The sequence below is a fragment of the uncultured Microscilla sp. genome (genome assembly GCF_947493425.1).
Lineage (GTDB): Bacteria > Bacteroidota > Bacteroidia > Cytophagales > Microscillaceae > Microscilla.
The window spans coordinates 1-18,506 of sequence record NZ_CANLRP010000066.1 but is presented as its reverse complement, the minus strand read 5'-3'; the positions used below and the strand labels follow the sequence as shown (position 1 = coordinate 18,506).

General features: G+C 41.4%; 15 protein-coding genes. 13 read left to right on the top strand and 2 right to left on the bottom strand.

What is annotated here, in order from left to right; genetic code table 11:
* The first annotated feature begins 655 nt into the window (after positions 1 to 655).
* From Q0954_RS17175 to Q0954_RS17115, 13 genes are all read left to right on the top strand, one after another.
* Positions 656 to 1,264, top strand: a complete 609-nt coding sequence (locus Q0954_RS17175; RefSeq protein WP_299458729.1) for an FHA domain-containing protein — start codon at positions 656 to 658, stop codon at positions 1,262 to 1,264.
* Positions 1,265 to 1,431: 167 nt separating this feature from the next.
* Positions 1,432 to 3,519 carry a protein kinase gene (locus Q0954_RS17170; RefSeq protein WP_299458728.1) on the top strand — a complete coding sequence of 696 codons (2,088 nt, stop codon included), beginning with the start codon at positions 1,432 to 1,434 and terminating at the stop codon, positions 3,517 to 3,519.
* Positions 3,520 to 3,627: 108 nt separating this feature from the next.
* Complete coding sequence (locus Q0954_RS17165; protein ID WP_299458727.1) at positions 3,628 to 5,229, top strand: FHA domain-containing protein; 1,602 nt, start codon at positions 3,628 to 3,630, stop codon at positions 5,227 to 5,229.
* A gap of 153 nt (positions 5,230 to 5,382) precedes the next feature.
* Entirely contained in the window at positions 5,383 to 6,258 is an 876-nt protein-coding gene (locus tag Q0954_RS17160) for a hypothetical protein (protein WP_299458726.1), read from the top strand.
* Between the two features lie 80 nt (positions 6,259 to 6,338).
* Entirely contained in the window at positions 6,339 to 7,838 is a 1,500-nt protein-coding gene (locus tag Q0954_RS17155) for a protein phosphatase 2C domain-containing protein (protein ID WP_299458725.1), read from the top strand.
* A gap of 317 nt (positions 7,839 to 8,155) precedes the next feature.
* Entirely contained in the window at positions 8,156 to 8,884 is a 729-nt protein-coding gene (locus Q0954_RS17150; protein WP_299458724.1) for an FHA domain-containing protein, read from the top strand.
* Between the two features lie 159 nt (positions 8,885 to 9,043).
* On the top strand, positions 9,044 to 10,483 hold the full coding sequence (locus Q0954_RS17145) for an FHA domain-containing serine/threonine-protein kinase (protein WP_299458723.1): 1,440 nt from the start codon (positions 9,044 to 9,046) through the stop codon (positions 10,481 to 10,483).
* 38 nt (positions 10,484 to 10,521) lie between these two features.
* The gene (locus Q0954_RS17140) at positions 10,522 to 11,067 is read left to right on the top strand and encodes a Crp/Fnr family transcriptional regulator (protein ID WP_299458722.1); all 546 of its coding nucleotides are present in this window, start codon (positions 10,522 to 10,524) and stop codon (positions 11,065 to 11,067) included.
* 190 nt (positions 11,068 to 11,257) lie between these two features.
* Positions 11,258 to 11,461, top strand: a complete 204-nt coding sequence (locus Q0954_RS17135; protein WP_299458721.1) for a 4-oxalocrotonate tautomerase family protein — start codon at positions 11,258 to 11,260, stop codon at positions 11,459 to 11,461.
* A 5-nt stretch (positions 11,462 to 11,466) separates the two neighbouring features.
* Positions 11,467 to 12,210, top strand: coding sequence for an SDR family oxidoreductase (locus Q0954_RS17130; protein ID WP_299458720.1), 744 nt, complete (start codon positions 11,467 to 11,469; stop codon positions 12,208 to 12,210).
* A 9-nt stretch (positions 12,211 to 12,219) separates the two neighbouring features.
* Entirely contained in the window at positions 12,220 to 12,594 is a 375-nt protein-coding gene (locus tag Q0954_RS17125; protein ID WP_299458719.1) for a nuclear transport factor 2 family protein, read from the top strand.
* A complete protein-coding gene (locus Q0954_RS17120; RefSeq protein ID WP_299458718.1) occupies positions 12,578 to 13,654 on the top strand; it encodes a nitronate monooxygenase in 1,077 nt (358 codons plus the stop codon). The genes Q0954_RS17125 and Q0954_RS17120 overlap by 17 nt, the downstream gene beginning before the upstream one ends.
* A 544-nt stretch (positions 13,655 to 14,198) precedes the next feature.
* Entirely contained in the window at positions 14,199 to 17,291 is a 3,093-nt protein-coding gene (locus Q0954_RS17115) for an SMC family ATPase (protein WP_299458717.1), read from the top strand.
* Positions 17,292 to 17,466: 175 nt separating this feature from the next.
* Here the strand turns inward: Q0954_RS17115 and Q0954_RS17110 are convergent, their stop codons facing one another.
* Together Q0954_RS17110 and Q0954_RS17105 are read right to left on the bottom strand one after the other, a co-directional pair.
* Entirely contained in the window at positions 17,467 to 18,189 is a 723-nt protein-coding gene (locus Q0954_RS17110) for a Bax inhibitor-1 family protein (RefSeq protein WP_299458716.1), read from the bottom strand.
* A gap of 45 nt (positions 18,190 to 18,234) precedes the next feature.
* On the bottom strand, positions 18,235 to 18,506 hold a 272-nt coding region (locus tag Q0954_RS17105; protein ID WP_299458715.1), incomplete at its 5' end, for a hypothetical protein.

Below are 18,506 nucleotides of genomic sequence, written 5' to 3'. Positions count from 1 at the left end.
TTACATTGACCAGCAAAAATAGTAGAAAGTAACTATCCGCTGTCATCCAAGCACTGATTTACAGCTTGAAGGTATCTTGTTTTTTTATGAAAGCACAAAACCTGACTTGAACATTTTTGCCCGCACTGGCTTTGATTATGCCTGTAAATTGTTAAATACCTATCAAATTTGGGAAATGACTCGTTGGGCAAACAAAACAAGGCTTTTTGTTTTTTGATCTAAAAACCGAAACCCTCTCTTTGGGCATAAAATATTTTTGTACACTTTCACTAGCAAGCCTTCAAAAGAGTACACCTCCTTCATCAAACCTTTTTTTCAGTTAATTTGCCTAACAATTCTCCCCGTCCTCTTCTACCTTTTTTGCTTGGGTCTCGTACCATGTGATAGGTGATCATTTGTATTGAACCACTTAGTAACATGTTCGCAATAACTGTCCGGTTTAGAATAAATCCGCTTTACTGTCTTTCGTTATTTTTATTGCCCGTAGCGCTGCTACGAGCGCAAAAACCGATAGCTGCAGCTTGCTGCGCTGAGCTCTGCCAAAGGCTAAATGCCTCAGTCAGTCGTGCGTATTTGCCCTAAAAAACAGAAACTTATTTTGAACACGTTACTTAACAAATTCTTTTGTCAAACACCCATTATATAATCAACAAAAATGGATACCATTACCTGCATTAGCTGCCGACAAGAGGTAAGCTACCAAAAAGACTACCATTGCTCCAACTGTGGGGCGCTTTGGTGGGGTTATGAAAACAAAGACCGTATTCCGTCTTCTTTTCTTAAATCTCAGCAAAACCCTTTGGGTATTACCACCTCTTTTCACGAAGAAATAGCTCCTCCACCCTCGTCTCACAGTAAAAATATGATCATTGCCTGGTTGGTAGTACATACCGAAAACCAACCCACACTTCTGCACGAGCTTAAGCAAGGCAAATATGTGATTGGAAGGGCGATTCCGGGCAACATACCTGATATCACGCTTAACAATGACCAGTTTGCCAGCCGCAAACACGCAGAACTGAAGGTAGGCACCCATGAAATATACATTGTAGACCTGGAAAGTAGGAATGGAGTATACGTCAATGGGCAAGCCCAGTCAGTGGGCAAGAGTTTTCCTCAGGCGCTTTCTGACGGAGACACTATACAGGTAGGCGAGACCAAAATGGTGCTAAAAACCAGAAATGTAGTACAAGATGAAATTACGGCGTTGAAAACCGTAAGAAAGCTACCCTACACGCCTACAGTCAGGGTAAAAGCTGAATAATTTTTACTATATTAGAAGAAATTTTTTCTAATATGCAACCTTTTTAGGGTAGGATGGCTCATGTTATATGTACAACTTTACCCTATTTTTATAAGTAATCAGGAATAATTTAACTCGTCATTTAAATATGGCGGGTTAATTACCATATATACCATAAATGAAAAAGAATGGCTGTTTTTAAACCTAAAGATATATTTGCCGGGCGCTACCAGCTACAGAAACTGTTAGGATTAGGGGGGTTTTCGGAAGTATGGCAAGTAATAGACCAAATGGCTGAAAATGCCTTAGTGGCACTTAAAATTTATGCTGCTGGTACTGGGCTGGATGAAGATGGAATAGAACTTTTCAGACGCGAGTATGCACTTACTGTTTCGCTCAATCATAAACATTTATTAAAACCCACCTATTTTGATATTACCGAAGGCTCTCCCTATTTGGTAATGCCACTTTGCGCCAAAGGATCTCTTACCAAAAAACTTTTCAAACAGGGGGTACTGTCTGAAGCAGAACTTGCTGTGATGATGTCGCACGTAAGCGATGGGCTTGCCTACTTACACCAACGGCATCCGGTAGTGTTGCACCAAGACATAAAACCAGACAATGTACTCATTACAGAAAAAAACGAGTTCTTACTGTCAGACTTTGGCATCAGTAGCCGTATGCGGCATACTATGATGAAAAGCACCCGAAGTACTGCTTCATCCAATTCGTTGACCATTGCTTATGCTCCACCCGAAAAGTTTACCAGCCGACCCAAGAGCATGCCCGCCAGTGATATTTTCTCTTTTGGGGTAATGTTATATGAGCTTTGCACCAATGAAGTACCCTGGATGGGACACGGAGGGCAATCGTTGTTAACAGGATCGGCGGTACCCGAAATCCCTGAAGAATACTCGCCTGAGCTTAATCAAATAGTACAGGCATGTATGAACCGAGAACCTACCCAACGCCCAACGGCTGAACAACTGCATCAGTTAGCGTTGGTATACCTTGACAAGGGCAAGTGGGAAGGTTTTGAAAAAATAACCCGTTACAAGGCAAGCTCCTTGTCGGCAACACCAGAGGGTTCAGCCACTCAAACACCCACTGAAGGGGTTACCTCAGAAAAAACAAATACACCCATACACAAAACAGAAGACCACCCAGATCTACAGCTTGATGTAGAAGATTTGGAAGGCGTAGATGATAACGATGTGCCTGTGGTAAGGTCTGAACGAGTAACCGAAGCGGTAGACAAGAAAAAAAGAAAGGCAGTAGCTGCTACAGGCAAACGCACCTTTGACCGTAATGTGTACATGTTTTTGGGCGCAGTCATGATTGTATTGGTAGTACTGATAGGTAGAGAGTATGTACAAAAAAACCTGAGCAACAGTGAGCCAGAGTTAATGGCAACCAACGACACCCTGGCAATGAAGGCAGGTGACAAGCCCGAAAAATCACCAGAAAAGAAAAAAAATAAGAAGGTCAAAAAGCAAACAACAAAAAGTCAACAAAAAGCTCAAGACTTGCAAGAACAGTTGCGCTTAATGGAAGAACAGTTACATAAGAAAAATAAGAAACTGAAAGAAAAAAAAGAAGAAAAGTCCACTTCCGATATTAAAGTCCTCATAGATGATAGTGAAGGTGTACCTGAACCACCTACCCCTCCTGGCAAGGATAAACCTTCTTTTGTGATTACCGAAAACGGGTTGATCATTGCTGGAAAAGGAAAGAAAGGTAAAAACAGCATTAATATAGATTTACCAAAAGAGATTATAGAATTGGTAAAAGATGCTACAAAAAATGCCAAAAGTAAAGAAAAAGTAAACGAGTGGAGCCGCAAGATGAGTAAAAAGTATGAGCACCTGGGCGAAAACTACGCCAAGGATTACATGCGAAAAAAAGCCGAACGAGAGAGGCAAAGACACCGGGCACATAAACGCTCGCATCAGTCTCGCAACAATAGCCAATATGACTATATAGAGGAGTACCCTACTTGTTTTTTGATAGAGCAAAACAACAGATGGGGATACCTTGACCGCAAAAAGAAACTAATTGCCAAACCTCAATATGAAAGTGCATGGCCGTTTTATGAAGGACTTGCTGCCGCAAAAAAGTACGGAAAGTGGGGATATATCAACCGATACGGAAAAACAGTAATTCCTCACAAGTTTGACAAACCCGGACATTTTTATAACGGCAAAGCCAAAATCGTTTACAGAGGCAAGAAAATGTATATCAATCGCTACGGCAAATGTGTACAGGACTGCCAGTAAATAAACAGGAAAATATTTAGTTTAGGAATCAAATTTATATAGTGAATTGTGTATGATACAATGTGTGCTACCTGAAAAGCCACTATTGAACATACTAAGGAATTGCGTATGACAAATAAAGAGACCCTGGCGGAAAAGGGCAAGCAAACTCAACCCAACCGCGCTACACAGGCTTTTGCAACCGGACTGAAAATTTTAGGAGGGGCTGATGTACCTATTTATACCCTGCAACATCTCACCAATACTGACAAACACCCGGCAGGTAGTTACGAAAAAATTGTGGTTCCTTACATAGAAATAGGACGTGCCAACTCTTGTGTCATTCAGTTTGACGACGGTTGTAATACAGTCAGCCGTAAACATGCCGCCATTGAGCGCAAAGGCAAAGATATTTTCATTAAAAACCTGTCTGCCACCAACCCTACCCTTATCAATGGCAGGCCAGTAGCTGAGCAGTGGTACCTAACCAACGGCGATGAAATACAACTATCGCTTGAAGGGCCCAAGTTATTGTTCAATGTGTCGGCCACGGGTACCGCCAAACTAGGGCTTACCAACCGCATGAACCTGGTCATTAAACAAGCAGTCAAACCTTATAAAAACGCTTTTTTATCCCTTTTGCTCTTACTCATTGCCAGCATAGCGGTGGCTGGTTACATCATTAGCAACCAAGGCAATATTATCAACAGTAATAAAGACACTATAGCCCGCCAGCAAATCACATTGGCAGGACTCAAAAAAGCCAATAGTACAATTGTAGACTCATTAGATGCCGCGCATAAAAACAACACACGAGTACAAAAAGAATTGTCAAACACTAAAGATCAAATGGAAGCAGTGCGTCAGGCTTTTGAACAAAGGTTTAGAGCACTCAAAGCTAAAGCATCTAATAACAGCAGCAACAGAGATAATCCGGGGGGCGGAGGCAATAGTAACAATAACACTGACAATCCGGGAAATGCCAACATACAAGGCTTGCTCAAACAAGCCGAGGGTGATGTATACTTCATTTATTCTACCTCACTGGATGTAACTTACCCTGATGGCACCACCGAAGAGATAAAATCGCAAAATGAACTTTGGTCGGGCACTGGTTTCCTACTCAATGATGGAAGGTTTGTAACAGCACGGCATGTGGTAGAGCCCTGGTATTATTTTAAAGACAATAAAGACCCTATGATGCTGTTGAATACTTATGCCAACAATGGGGGTAAAATTGTAGCCAATATGGTGGCAGTGTCTCCTACTGGAAAAAAAATAACCCTGACCAATACCTCTTTTATAGTAGACCGTACCAAAGACCAACCTTATACGGTACAAGTAGATGAAGATGAATTTGCCATTAAAAAAGCCCAGTTGGGCAATGGCACTGATTGGGCGTACTTTAAAACCTCGACTACAGGTAGCCTACAGGCAAATGCTGCTTTGTCAAGTAATTTAAAACGGGGAACCGAACTACACGTATTGGGTTTTCCGTATGGTTTGTCGCTGCAAAACCAACAAAAACTAGAGCCCGTGTATAGCAAAAACGAAGTGGGTCAAAACGGCTTGGTCAATGAGTCTATTACAGTCACCGGGCGTAGTTTTGATACAGGCAACTCAGGAGGTCCTGCATTTACCACTGCCCAGGGCAAACTCGTGGTCATAGGCATTATTTCGGCAGGCAGGGGAGTTACAGGTAGTATTATCCCTATATCAGCTATCAAGTGACAACACCATTACCCAATAGGTATTGATAGTCATCAGTAGCCAATCATCATGAAGTATACCTAACTGTTAAACATCATGAGTAACTCTATTTTGTAGCTACTCGCCGCTAAAAAACTACTAATCACACAAGCATAAAATAAATTACTACACACTATGAAAAAAAGATTAATTGCAGCAATTGTTTTATTAGGACTGGTGGGCTCAGTCAGGGCGCAAGACACTACACTGACGCTTAAGCCCATACGACACTTTGTATCTGGCACCAGTATTGTCAAAAAATCGCTTGCAGGCGCTTTTTATCTTATTCAGCAAGACTATAACCTTCAAAACAAAAAAGGGCAGGCATTTACCAGAAAAAATCAAGCGTATTTTGGCAGACACTACGGCATAGGAGTCAATGCACAAAACGTACTTTGGACAGAAAAACAGGTGTTGTACCCGTGGCTTGTAGATAAGAGTTATAAGGTAATGGCAAAAGATTCGTTATTCCCTGCCAAAGGGCTCACTAAAATAACCAAATATCGCTATAACAGCTCTAACTGCAACTGTAAGTACACCGCCGTAGAGTTTGAATCTGACTCGGTGGCTTTGCGGGCACTGGCTTATTATAAATTGTCTAAAAAAATGCCCACACTAAAGCTACACCAAGCCGAAATACCCAGTACAGGGATTATGGTGATTTTTTATAGCCCAGGGAGTGAACCTATATCGCCTTATAGCAAAATAAAAATGTCGGTCACTAAACAATACATCCACTGGAACGATGCCCGAAGCACTGGACAACTCAAAACAATGAACCTGCCGGGTACAATAGTAGGCGGCGCTTTTTTTTCGGCAAACTATGAGCTGGGTGCGGTTGCTTATCATTTGGTAGCAATGTATACCCGCCAACCCCAAAACCCGGAAACATGGGAGTTGACTGCTTTTCAGAATGAGTTTACCAAAAAGCTCACGCTGATTAGAGGTAATGGCAAGAAAAAAAAGAAGAAAAGAAGAAGTAGAAGAAACAGAAGAAATCGCAATAATTAATCAAGCTTTGGATATATTCATTTTTTAATGGAAATTAGCCTGAAGAATCGACAAAAAATAAACGTATTTATAGTAATAAATTGAGTGTTACAAATAACATAGAGGAAAACAAAACCAATGCACTGGTCAATATTTTTGGCAGAACCGATGTAGGCAAGTCACGCGACCACAACGAGGACAATTTTGCTATTGGACAAGACATTAAGGCCAACCAGTGGGAGTTTAACCAACACGCCTTTAAGCAAGGGGCGCTTGGTGCGGTAATGGTGGTAGCCGATGGTATGGGAGGAACCAACGCAGGTGAGGTAGCGTCTGAAATAATGGTAAATACTGCCAAGCAGATGTTTCAAAAACTACAAGCCCTGCCTGAGTCAAGTCAGGCCATCAAAGATTACCTAAAAAAAGTAATCAAGGTTGCTCATAAAAATATTTTGACACATGCCGCTGCTCACCCCGAAACCGAAGGAATGGGCACTACTGCTGCTATAGCCTGGGTAATAGGACTGAAAGCTTATGTGGCCTGGTCGGGCGACAGTAGAGTGTACTTATACCGCCAGGGAGTACCGCTGACTCCAGCTACCGATGACCACTCTATGGTGTGGGAACTGGTACAAAGCGGACACCTTACACCCAACCAGGCAAGGTTGCACCCACAAAGTAATATCATTACCCAAAGTTTGGGCGAGGCGCGCAACCCGCCCAATCCCGAAGCCAAAACCTTGCAATTGCAAACTGGTGACCGATTGTTGTTGTGCAGTGATGGACTCAATGGCGAACTGGACGACCCTGATATTGAGGCTATTCTGAAAAACACCCAAGGCACTTCTGAGGCCTGTCAGGAGCTGGTAAACAAGGCCAACCTTGCCGGAGGCAGTGACAACATTACGGTGCTGTTGATGGACATGTTGGACATAAACCGAGTAGGCAAAAACGTAAAGGTAAGAGATACTGCTGACCAAAAAGCGGGGCTGGATGCACAAAAGAAAAAAATCATCTTGGGGGTTTCTTTGTTGATTTTGGTATGTAGCCTTTATTTACTTTTTAGCAATTTGGGACAAACCGACGCCCCCGCACAAATAAACAAAGCAGCCAACAAAGCGCAAAAACTACCTGTGATGATAGATTCTGCTCAAACCAAAAACAAGCAAACGTCAGGCAAAGATACCACCAGCAAAGAACAAGGCGCCAGTACTGGTAGAAATGAAAAAGAAAACAAGCCACCTGTAGTGCAGCAAGAGGAAAAAAAGGCTGATCCAAAAGAAGTGGCCGCCTTAGAAGCCCGCCTAAAAAAATTACTGGACGACAAGGCTAAAGTACTAAAAAATATAGAAGGGCTTAAAAAGAGCTATCAAGACATACCTGCTGAACTGAAAAAACTGAAGGCCTTGCAACAACGACTCACCAAAGAAATAGCTTCGCCTCTGGTGGCAAAAAAAATTATCAAAGGCAGCAATGAGTTTGTAGCACCCGCCACGCCTAAAGCATTGAAAAAAGCCATTTATACTATAGAAAGGGTGGAAGCCAGTCTGTATGATATACAGGAGAAAATGAAGCATTGGCAACTAAGCCCCAATGGTTAAGTTAGTGCATGTTTAAAACGGGGATTGCTATTTTATTTACAAAGGTGATACAGCCGTTTCATGGGGTTTCAATCTTGATTCGAAGGGCTTATAAACTTGCTTACGCCTGGTTTACCTCACCAGTACAGCACTCCAAACAGCAAATACTGCCGTTTGGCTAATATTTAAACAAGCTATTAAACATACTGTGGCAACAAAGCTACCCAAAAGTAGCAAACACCCTTGAATGTTGCCTTACAGGTGCATCAGGTACACAAAAGTATGCTACTACCAATCTACCATATATATTTGAAAACATAACAGAAAGGATACCAACAATGTTAAGATGTAATACTTGTGGATATATAAATGATGAACACGCTAAAAATTGCGCCAAATGTGGGGCAGCCCTAAATGATGCAAAAAAAACCATTAACAACAGCTCGGCTCAAGGGTTTTTGCCTACTACTGGTAGCGACCCGTTGGCATATCAAAAGCCATCGCAAAAAACGGTAAAAGGTGGTGAACCTGATCAACCTTACCTTGATAATCCTAAAAATGAGCAAAAACAACAAGCCCAACAAGAAGATCAGGCAAATGGTTGTAGCAACTGTAGGTATCCTTTGCGGGCTCACCAAAACATTTGCCCTAATTGTGGGTTTGACAATGCAGCAACCAATGCTACTGACTTACATTCGACCAAAGGGTTTGACGAAACAGATGAAGAAAACGCCCCTGTTGAACCACGCCATAAAACTATTTTGGACCCTTGGGAGGTAACCAATATTGGGGATTCTAAAAAGTTTAGTCTGGTAACTGATAAAGGAAAAACTACCCTGAACTTTGAGGGAGAAGAAGTAGCGTTGAACCGCCAAAACCTGGATGTCAACAACAAAAGCATATCAGGAGAGCAACACGCTAAAATTGAATATGAAAACGGACAATGGTACATCAAAGACCAAAGCTCCAATGGTTTTACTTTTATTCAAGTACGCGATCGGGTACCTATTCAACCAGGAGATATGATTATTATGGGTAATAAGCTTTTTGTTTTTAAAGAAAAATAAGTCCCCACAAGCAAGTTTAAATTATTGATATAAATTAATTATATCGACTTCTCAGATGTATTAACTATGGGTAACTAGTATGGTTTTTTATCTAAAATATCAGGTTATTTACCAACTGTAGATGATGACAACAAAATTGACCCAAATAAAAAACTAACAATGAAAATTTGTTCGCATTGTGGATACTACAATAAAGCAGATGCCCCTAAATGTATCAAATGTGGTTTTGACTTGAGTCGTGCCGCTACGGTTACCAAAAACGAGGCGATTGCTGACAAAGATATAGTACCTGAAGCAGTAGACCTGCATAAAGGGGATGAGGTAAAGGGGATCAAGAATAAGTACCAGATTGTCAATAGTATAGACAAAGGCGGCTATGGACTGGTATACCTTGCCCAAGACCAGGAAAAAAACCAGTACGCGCTCAAAGTAATAGAAATGCGCAAAGTATTGCCTAATGAACATCAGGAGATTCGAAAACGATTTGAACGAGAGTTTGAAGCAGGACAGATTCACTCTGACTACATAGTAAACAGCATGGACAAGGGCAGTTTACATGGGAACCCTTTTATTGTGATGGAGTATTGCCCAAAGGGTAATTTGCGTGACCAGATGTTGTTTGAATGGAACCATGAAGAAACGCACGCTTTGGGCTTGGATATGTTGCGAGGCTTGCACGACTTGCATACTTCTGGCATTATTCATAAAGATTTAAAACCCGAAAATATTTTGTTCAATGAACAAAACCGGGCACAACTAACTGATTTTGGCATTGCGGGCTTTATCAAACGACGCGAAACCCAACGCAACCTGATGGGCTACGCAAAAAATGTATTTGGTACGGCTATTTATGCCCCTCCCGAACAATTGAACCCTCAACAGGCTTTTAAGATTATGGGACCTACCAACGACATCTTTTCCTTTGGGGTAATCATGTATGAGGTATTTACCCAAGGGCACTTGCCGTTTGGCTCTTATCAAGAGTTTGAAAAGGACATGCCAGGCTACTATAAACGGATTAGAAAAGGAAAGCTGACAAAGATTCATAAAATAAGAAAAGATGTGCCGGATGACTGGCAAACGATTATTCATAAATGCCTGGCTCCCAAGTACAAAGACCGCTACCAGAGTGCCAATGATATATTAAAAATATTGGGGCAACCTGCCAGGTTAACCCCACAATACGCCTCAAAAGATATGTTTGGTAAATGGTCGTTACGAATAATGAATGGTGAAGAAGTAGGCAGGGAATACAACTTAAGCAAACTTGCCGACGCTAAAGAACAAAATCTGCTAACCCTGGGTTGGTTCAATGCGCAGCAACCTTTCTCGAATGATATAGGTATTGTAGAGTCGTTTACCAAGTATATATCGGGCAGGCACGCCACTCTAGAGCGGGTAAAACAAAAAAACGGTTCGTGGCAGTGGTTCATAAGAGATGGGCAATGGTACGAAAAAAACGGCAAAATGGGTTGGCACTTGTCACGCAATGGGGTGTTGGTAAACTCTACCGATGTAAAAAAATCGGGGCATAAACTCAATCCCGAAGATATTATTACTATAGGCGACACTACGCTTAAAGTACAAGTAGAATATTAAATCAACAGTTGAAGGATTTGCTGATGCATATACATCCCTTGAGAGCACATATTGAAGAAGTACTGCCACTTACCGACCAGGAATTTGACTTTATACTGAGTCATTTTACTCCTTTGTCTAAGCGAAAACACCAATATCTTGTGCAGGAAGGTGAACTTGTAGATAAAGAACACTGGGTGATTAAGGGGTGTTTAAAAGCTTATTTTTTTGACCAAAACGGTAAAGAATATATAGTGCAGTTTGCTATGGAAAACTGGTGGATTACAGACTATGAAGCTTTTAACAACCAAGTAAGGGCAAGCTTTTCGGTAGATTGTATAGAAAATTGTGAGTTGCTTGCCATTGACTATGCCTCTAGAGAAAAACTCAGTAGTGAAATGCATAAAATGGAGCGTTTCTGGGCTAAAAAAACCAAGCTCGCTTTTATAGCTTCACAAAAAAGAATTTTATCGCTGTGCCGAAATACAGCTAAAGAACGCTACGAAATGTTGTTGAACCAATACCCCCAGTTGGTTCAGCGTGTTCCAAAAAAAATGCTCGCCTCTTACCTTGGAGTCTCCCGCGAAACTTTGAGCCGCCTGTAAAAATAGTGATTCTTCACCAGCAATTGCCTTTATAATATCTCACATCTCTTTTCATTTCCTTCACTTCTTAACTTGTTGCCAAAGTGTGATCTATCTCACATGTATAAAGTGATGTGCGTCCTGTGAGCTCATACACTCCTGCCCTAATTTTGTAGCATCAAATAATTAAAAATATCAAAACATTTACATTATGCCTTATATCAATATCAAAGTGACTGATGAAAATGTCACTAAAGAACAAAAGCAACAATTGATTGCTGGTGTCACTCAGTTGGTAGTAGAAGTCCTCAACAAAAACCCAGTAACTACACATGTGGTGATTGACGAGGTACACATAGACAACTGGGGAGTAAAAGGAAAACAATACTCTGAACTAATCAACCCACAAAACTAGCCACCATGACAAACAGGACAATTGTTGTAACTGGAGCCTCTACAGGCATAGGCAAGGCCATTGCAAAACTATTTTTAGACAAAGGAAGCAATGTAGTCATGAACTCTTTTCACAAAGAAAAACTCCAAAGTACTTACAAAGAGTTTGGTTCGCCCAATCGAGCCGTTTTGATAGCAGGAGACATTGGCCAACCTAAAGTAGGAAAGCAGTTGGTGGCAACTGCAGTAGAGCACTTTGGCAAAATTGATTTATTGATCAACAATGCGGGTACATTTCAGCCCAAACCTTTTCTGGAGGTAGAAGAACAAGATTTAAATCGTTTTCTGGACACTAACCTCAAGGGTACTTACTTTGCCTCACAGTCGGCCATTCGCCAAATGCTTCAACAAGGTGGCGGTAGTATTATTAACATAGGTACCGTGCTGGTAGACCATGCCATTGCAGGTTTTCCGGCGTCAGCCCCTGTAGCAAGCAAAGGTGCTATTCATACTTTGACCCGTCAATTGGCAGCTGAGTTTGGCAAAGACAACATAAAAATCAACACCATTGCTCCTGGCATTATCAGGAGTCCGTTACAAGGCAAAATAGGGGTAGAAAATGCCGATAGTCTGGCAGGGTTACATTTACTCAACCGCATAGGCGAGCCCGAAGAAATAGCACAAGCAGCTTATTACCTGGCTACGGCCGATTTTGTAACGGGCGAAACATTCAATGTGGCTGGAGGCCATACCATAGGACACACTCTTTAATTAAAAACTATGTACACTGACAAGCTCAAGCAAATAGAGAACACCATACAAAACTACTTTGAAGGAATTTTTCATGGTGATGTATCCAAGCTAAAAAGTAGTTTCACGACAGAGGCACTCCTTTATGGAGATGTTGGCGGAACCCCTTATCATAAAGGTTTAGACGATTACCTGGAAGGGGTCAAAAACCGAAAAAGTCCAAAAGCACTGGGAGAAACCTTTGCCATGCAGGTGTTAGACATAGAGGTTTTGGGCAAGGTAGCCACCGCCAAGCTACACGTGCCTATGCTAGGCTTCAATTATTATGACTATTTATCGCTTGTGATGATAAATGATGAATGGAAAATTGTAAATAAGCTTTTTACTCATGTGGAACAAAACTAAAGTTACTCAGCTGTTGGGGATTAACTACCCCATTATTCAAGGACCTTTTGGTGGAAGATTTTCTTCTGCCAAACTGGTGGCTGCAGTATCTAACCTTGGTGGAATGGGATCTTTTGGATTGAACTCTTATAGCCCTGAAGAGATTTTAAAGGTCAACTCGACTATTCAAGCACTTACAAAAAAAACCTATGGGCTTAATTTATGGGTACCTCAAAAAAGCAGTTCTCCCAAAATATTTGGGCAAGAGCAGTTTGAAATAGTCAAGACAATGTTTAAGCCTTATTTTGACGCACTCAACGTGCCTTTACCAGAAACACTGCCTGCGGCTCAAGCCCAAAACTTTGATCAACAGATGGAGGCTATTTTACAAGCCAGCCCACCTGTTATGAGTTTCATATTTGGGGTGCCTCCTCAAGAGGTTATACAAGAGTTGCGCAAAAGGCAAACTGTGGTAATAGCTACCGCTACCCATCCTGAAGAAGCCTTGTTACTGGAAGAAGCAGGCGTTGACATTATAGTAGCTTCTGGAGCACAAGCCGGGGGGCACCGGGCGTGGTTTTTACCAAAAAACAAAGGGGTTTTAATGGATACTTCTTCGTTACTCACTCAAACAATTGCTCAGGTAAAAACACCTATCATAGCGGCAGGTGGTATTACCAATGGGCAGGAAGCTTTCGCTGCGTTACAGGCAGGGGCTTCGGCTGTACAAATAGGGACTGCTTTTTTAGCTACTCAGGAGTCTAACGCGCCAGATGTTCATAAGCACAAGTTGTTGCAAGAAGTACCCCAAACCAACCTGAGCCAAACATTTACCGGGCGCTTGGGCAGGGTCATTTCCAACCCATTATCTTTGCAGAATATCCCCACAGACAAACTAGCTCCTTATCCTTTGCAAAGTACTTTTCTAAGTCCTTTAAGAAAGGTAGCACTGGAGCAACACCAACACGACTATGTGGGGTTTTGGTCAGGGCAATTTTCAATTCCTTTGCAACATACCTCAGCCAGTAGTCTGTTTCGATCGCTCATAGATGAGATAAATAATTTAAACCCAATATCATAAGTAGCTGCAAGTCTTTAGGAATTAGTACATTTAGCTGCAGGTATATGTAAGCAGCTTATAATGAATCAATTATATATGGAGGTCTATTTAATGATGGCTAATGCCACAAACCTAGCGCCACACCACGCTTTGAGCCATCCTACCTTTTACCTTTTGGGCAATCTTGTCCAAAAGGTTTTTTATGTGTTATTTTTTATACTCCTTGTTGGCACCTGCTGTTCTTCTTTTTTTACTGAAAGTGGTTTTTGCCAAAAGGCTTAAACTCACCAAACATACAAAGCTCAATGCTATTGGTAGCAACACACAAAATATCCTACCCACCCAATTAAGCAATAGCTGTCCGTTTTTAGTTTACACTTCTTTGCCAGGTATCGTCGGACTTTTCTAAAGAGTATCATTACATCAAAATTTTTGGATGTAGTTTCTTACAAATCTTCAATGAAAAATAAGGTTGAAAACAACACGACCACCGGCCTAAAGATTGACAATTAAAAAATTATGCTTAATTTACGGGCTCAAGACTTTCAAATAATCGACAACATCAATGATACCGGTAAAGTTAACCTTACAAGGAGTTTATTCTTACCAAAAAAAAGCAGAAATAGATTTTACTAAACTTACCGATTCGGGTTTGTTTGGTATTTTTGGTATGGTGGGTAGCGGTAAGTCTACCATTCTCGAATCTATCTCTTATGCTTTGTATGGGCAAGTAGAGCGGTTGAACAAGCAAGACAAGGTGACTTATAACTTAATGAACCTTAAGTCGAATGAGTTGTTGATTGATTATGAGTTTAAAGCCAGCGACAACGAGTACTACCGTTTTGTGGTAGAGGGCAAACGTAACAGCAAAAACTTTGAAAAAATTCGCACCTTTGACCGTAGCCATTACCAAATGGTGAAGGGCGAATGGACACCCACCGACAAAACGGCTCAAGATATTCTGGAGCTGAGTTATGACAACTTCCGTCGTACCATTATTATTCCGCAAGGCAAGTTTCAAGAGTTTTTGCAATTGGGCGATACCGATCGTACTCGTATGCTCAAAGATATTTTTGGACTGGGCAAGTACGATCTTGGGCAAAAGCTGCGCCCCGTGGAAAAAGAAAACGATGAAAAGATTACCCAAGTAGAAACCAAACTACAGGGGGTGGCTGAGGTAACCGAAGAAAGTATCAATGAGCAACGGGGTATTTTGAAAGAACTGGTGGCCTCGCTGGAAGCTCAACAAAACCAATTACAAGAAAAGAGCACCCAAAAAACTGCTCTTGAGCAAATCAAAGCATTGTTTACTGAACTTGCCCGCCAAAAAGAAGAACTTGCCCACCTAAAGCAACAAGCCGATGACTTTGACAGCCTGGAACGCAGGGTAAAGGAGTATGAAACTTGTTTGTATCAGTTTAGCGATTTGCTGGAAACTCACAAACTTACTCAACTAAAAATCAAACAGTTGCAAGAGGTTATCCAACAGAAAGAAGTCCATTTTGAGCAAATTCAGCAAAAGCTGGTACAAGATGAGCAAAGCTTTGAAGAAGTAAAAAAACAATACAATGAGCGCGAAACCATCAAACAAAAAATAGATGAGTTTACCAAGATTATCAATATCAATGAGCTCAATAAAGAACTGGTAACGCTGGAAGAACGCGTAGAAAAAGGCAAGCCTGTAATAAAAGAGACGGACAAGAAAATTGTAAAATTAAAGACGGAAATTGAAGACAAAACTTTTTTTATCAAGCGCCAAAAAGAAAACCTGCCCGACAATAATGTATTATTGGCAGTGAGCAGTTGGTTTGCCGAGAAAAAGAAAATATTGAGCAGTATACAAAAGGTAAACCAGGAAACCCGCCACATAGAGCGCGAAATAGAGAAAATCCGCAAAGAGAAAAAAGAACTGTACGAAGAACATTTGAGGGACTTGCTGCCCGAAGCACACCCCAAGACAACCATTGATGAGCTGGCTGACATGATACTTGACAAACGGGATGAGCTAAAAGATAAACTAGTACATACCCAACACAAGCTGTCGGGGCTTACAATTAAGCTTAAGCTACAGGAGTATGCCGAAAATCTAAGCGATGGCGAACCTTGTCCTTTGTGTGGTTCGGCACATCACCCTGATCCGCTCAAGCCTGATAAGATTGATGCAGCTTTGCATGCTTTTCAGGAGGCACGCGAAACCCAGGATGTGCAAATAAGTTTATTAACTGATTTGCTGGACAAGGTACGGCAGCTTAAAGTGCAGATTGACGAGAAAAAGAAGCAATTAGAGCGACGCGATGAGGAAGCACAGGCAGAGGCCAATAAGTTTGACTTGCATTTGTATAAATTTAATTGGAAGCCAGCGTTTGACCCCGATCACGACGAAGATGTAGAAAAGAAAAAAGCAAAGGCTAGTCGCTTACAAAACGCCATTGACGATGCCGACAAAGAGCGCGAACAAATGCAGCGCTCGCTAGAGGAGGAACGCAAAAAACTGGACAAGTATAAAACGGCTATTGCCGATCTGGAAAACCAGCAGTTGACCAAAACTACCCAGCTCAAAACTTTAAAGCGTCAGTTACGGGTGTTTAACGTGGAAGACTACGCCCAACATGCGGCCTCACAGCTCAAGCAAGAGATAAGGAGTCTGGAGGATTTGTATGAACGCCTGGAACGCAAATACAAAAATCTGGAGACGCAAATAAACGAAGATCGTAGTCAAAAGGTGCGCCTTGAAAGCGATTTACGCAATAGCCGCGAAAACTTACTGCAAGACGAGCAAAACCTGCAAGCCAACCAAAGTAAACTTCAGGACAGGCTGGAAAAATCTGATTTTGACACGTTGGAAACGGTAGAAAATATCTTACAGAATAAGCTGGATATTGAACGCGAAAATCAAAAAATCAAGGAGTTTCAGACCAAACTCCACCGCGTTGAAGATGAATGCCACAAGCTGGAACAACAAACGGCGGGCAAGGTATACAACGAGGAGGAATACCAACAAGTACTCACTGATATACAAAGCCTCAAAGAAGACATTCAAGTAAAGCAAGACCGACGCGGAGGGCTTAAGAGTGAAATAGAACGCTTGGAAAGCGACTTGGCGCGTAAGTTTAAGTTACAGAAACACGCTGATGCTTTGCACTTGCGTCGTGACGATATAAGCACCCTGAAGAAAATGTTCCGTGAAAGCGGTTTTGTAAACTATATTTCGTCGGTGTATATGCAAAACCTTTGTAACCTTGCCAACGAGCGTTTTTACCGCCTGACCAAGCAGCAGCTCAAGCTGGAAGTAAACGAAGACAATACCTTCTATATCCGCGATTACCTTAACAACGGACAAACCCGTAGTGTAAAAACCTTGTCGGGAGGGCAAACCTTCCAGGCAGCGTTATCGCTGGCGCTGGCGCTTGCCGACAACATTCAGCAGTTTACCAAGTCGAACCAAAACTTCTTCTTTTTGGATGAAGGTTTTGGCTCTCAGGATGAAGAATCGTTGGATGCGGTATTTGAAACACTGACCAGCTTGCGCAAAGAAAACCGAATTGTAGGTATTATATCACACGTAGAAAGCCTGCAACGCGAAATTTCGGTGTACTTGAAGGTGCGTAATCAAGAAGAAACAGGCAGTGTGTTGCAAAAGAGTTGGGAGCAGGCTTAAGCCAGTGGTAGGTGATTAGCTTCAAGCAGCAAGTAGGTACAGACTAAATTTATGAGCAATGAATGTGCACACCTTAGAGATGATATAAAAAATATCAAACAAAAACCCAACTCATCAGGTGATGAGTTGGGTTTTTGTTTGTGTTGATATTCTACGAATTTAACCAATAACAGCATTAATCGCCGGAGAGACTTGATAAAATATTGAGAACATACCAGAACAATAGCATCACAGAGCCAAACAGCCCTAAAGAAGCTGCCACATATTGCTCAGTATGATATTTATGCAAAATAGCCGAGGTTTGGTATAAAATAGCTCCAGCAGCCAATGCCACCATTGCAAAAGAAAACCATAAGCCTAACGAGAACCCAAATATAAGCCCTGCGGCAATAAGCCCAATGGCTACCAGCGTACCTACCGAGAGGTAAATCCTCAACATAGAGAAATCTTTTCTGGTGATAAATGCTACTGAAGTAATACCTAAAAATAAGGTAATGGTAATAGTGGCTGCCTGGTTGATAATGGCAGTATCACCTGTCATTCTTATTGCCAGATAAATAAGTGGTGCAAACAAGAATGCTTCTGCTACCACATACAAAAGCATGGCAATGTATTGATAGGTTTTAGAGGTAGTATTCATTGCCCAACTTTCAGAGAGCGAGGTGATCGCAAAATATCCCCCTAACAACAACAGCCACGACCAACCACCCAAAAACGAAAGGGTAAAGTTAATAATGGTGGGGCTGCGCAAAAAAATGGCTTCTACCAGAATAAAAAGTAGTATCTCGATCGCCAAAAATGTGTATGTTTTTTCTATAAAGGTTTTTCTTGCCTCAAGGGGCTGTTCCGCTACAAAGGGAAGAGTTGCTGCGTCTTCTTGATAGTTTGATTCTAACATTTTGTATTTAGTTTGATTTTATTAAATAATATAATGATTGTTGTATTATACGTGATAAACCAAATACAAGGTTAAAATATTTTTAAATTTAGGGTACAACTCAGCTCTTTTAAGTCTTCCGTAGGAGACTTGAAAGTTTGGATAAATGGAAGTTTGCAAACTTCCTTGCGCAGCAAAATACACAAAAAAATGGTTGATGTTGAATAAAGCTGCATTCCTCAGCTCTTTTAAGTCTTCCGCAGGAGACTTGAAAGTTTGGATAAATGGAAGTTTGCAAACTTCCTTGCGCAGCAAAATACACAAAAAAATGGTTGATG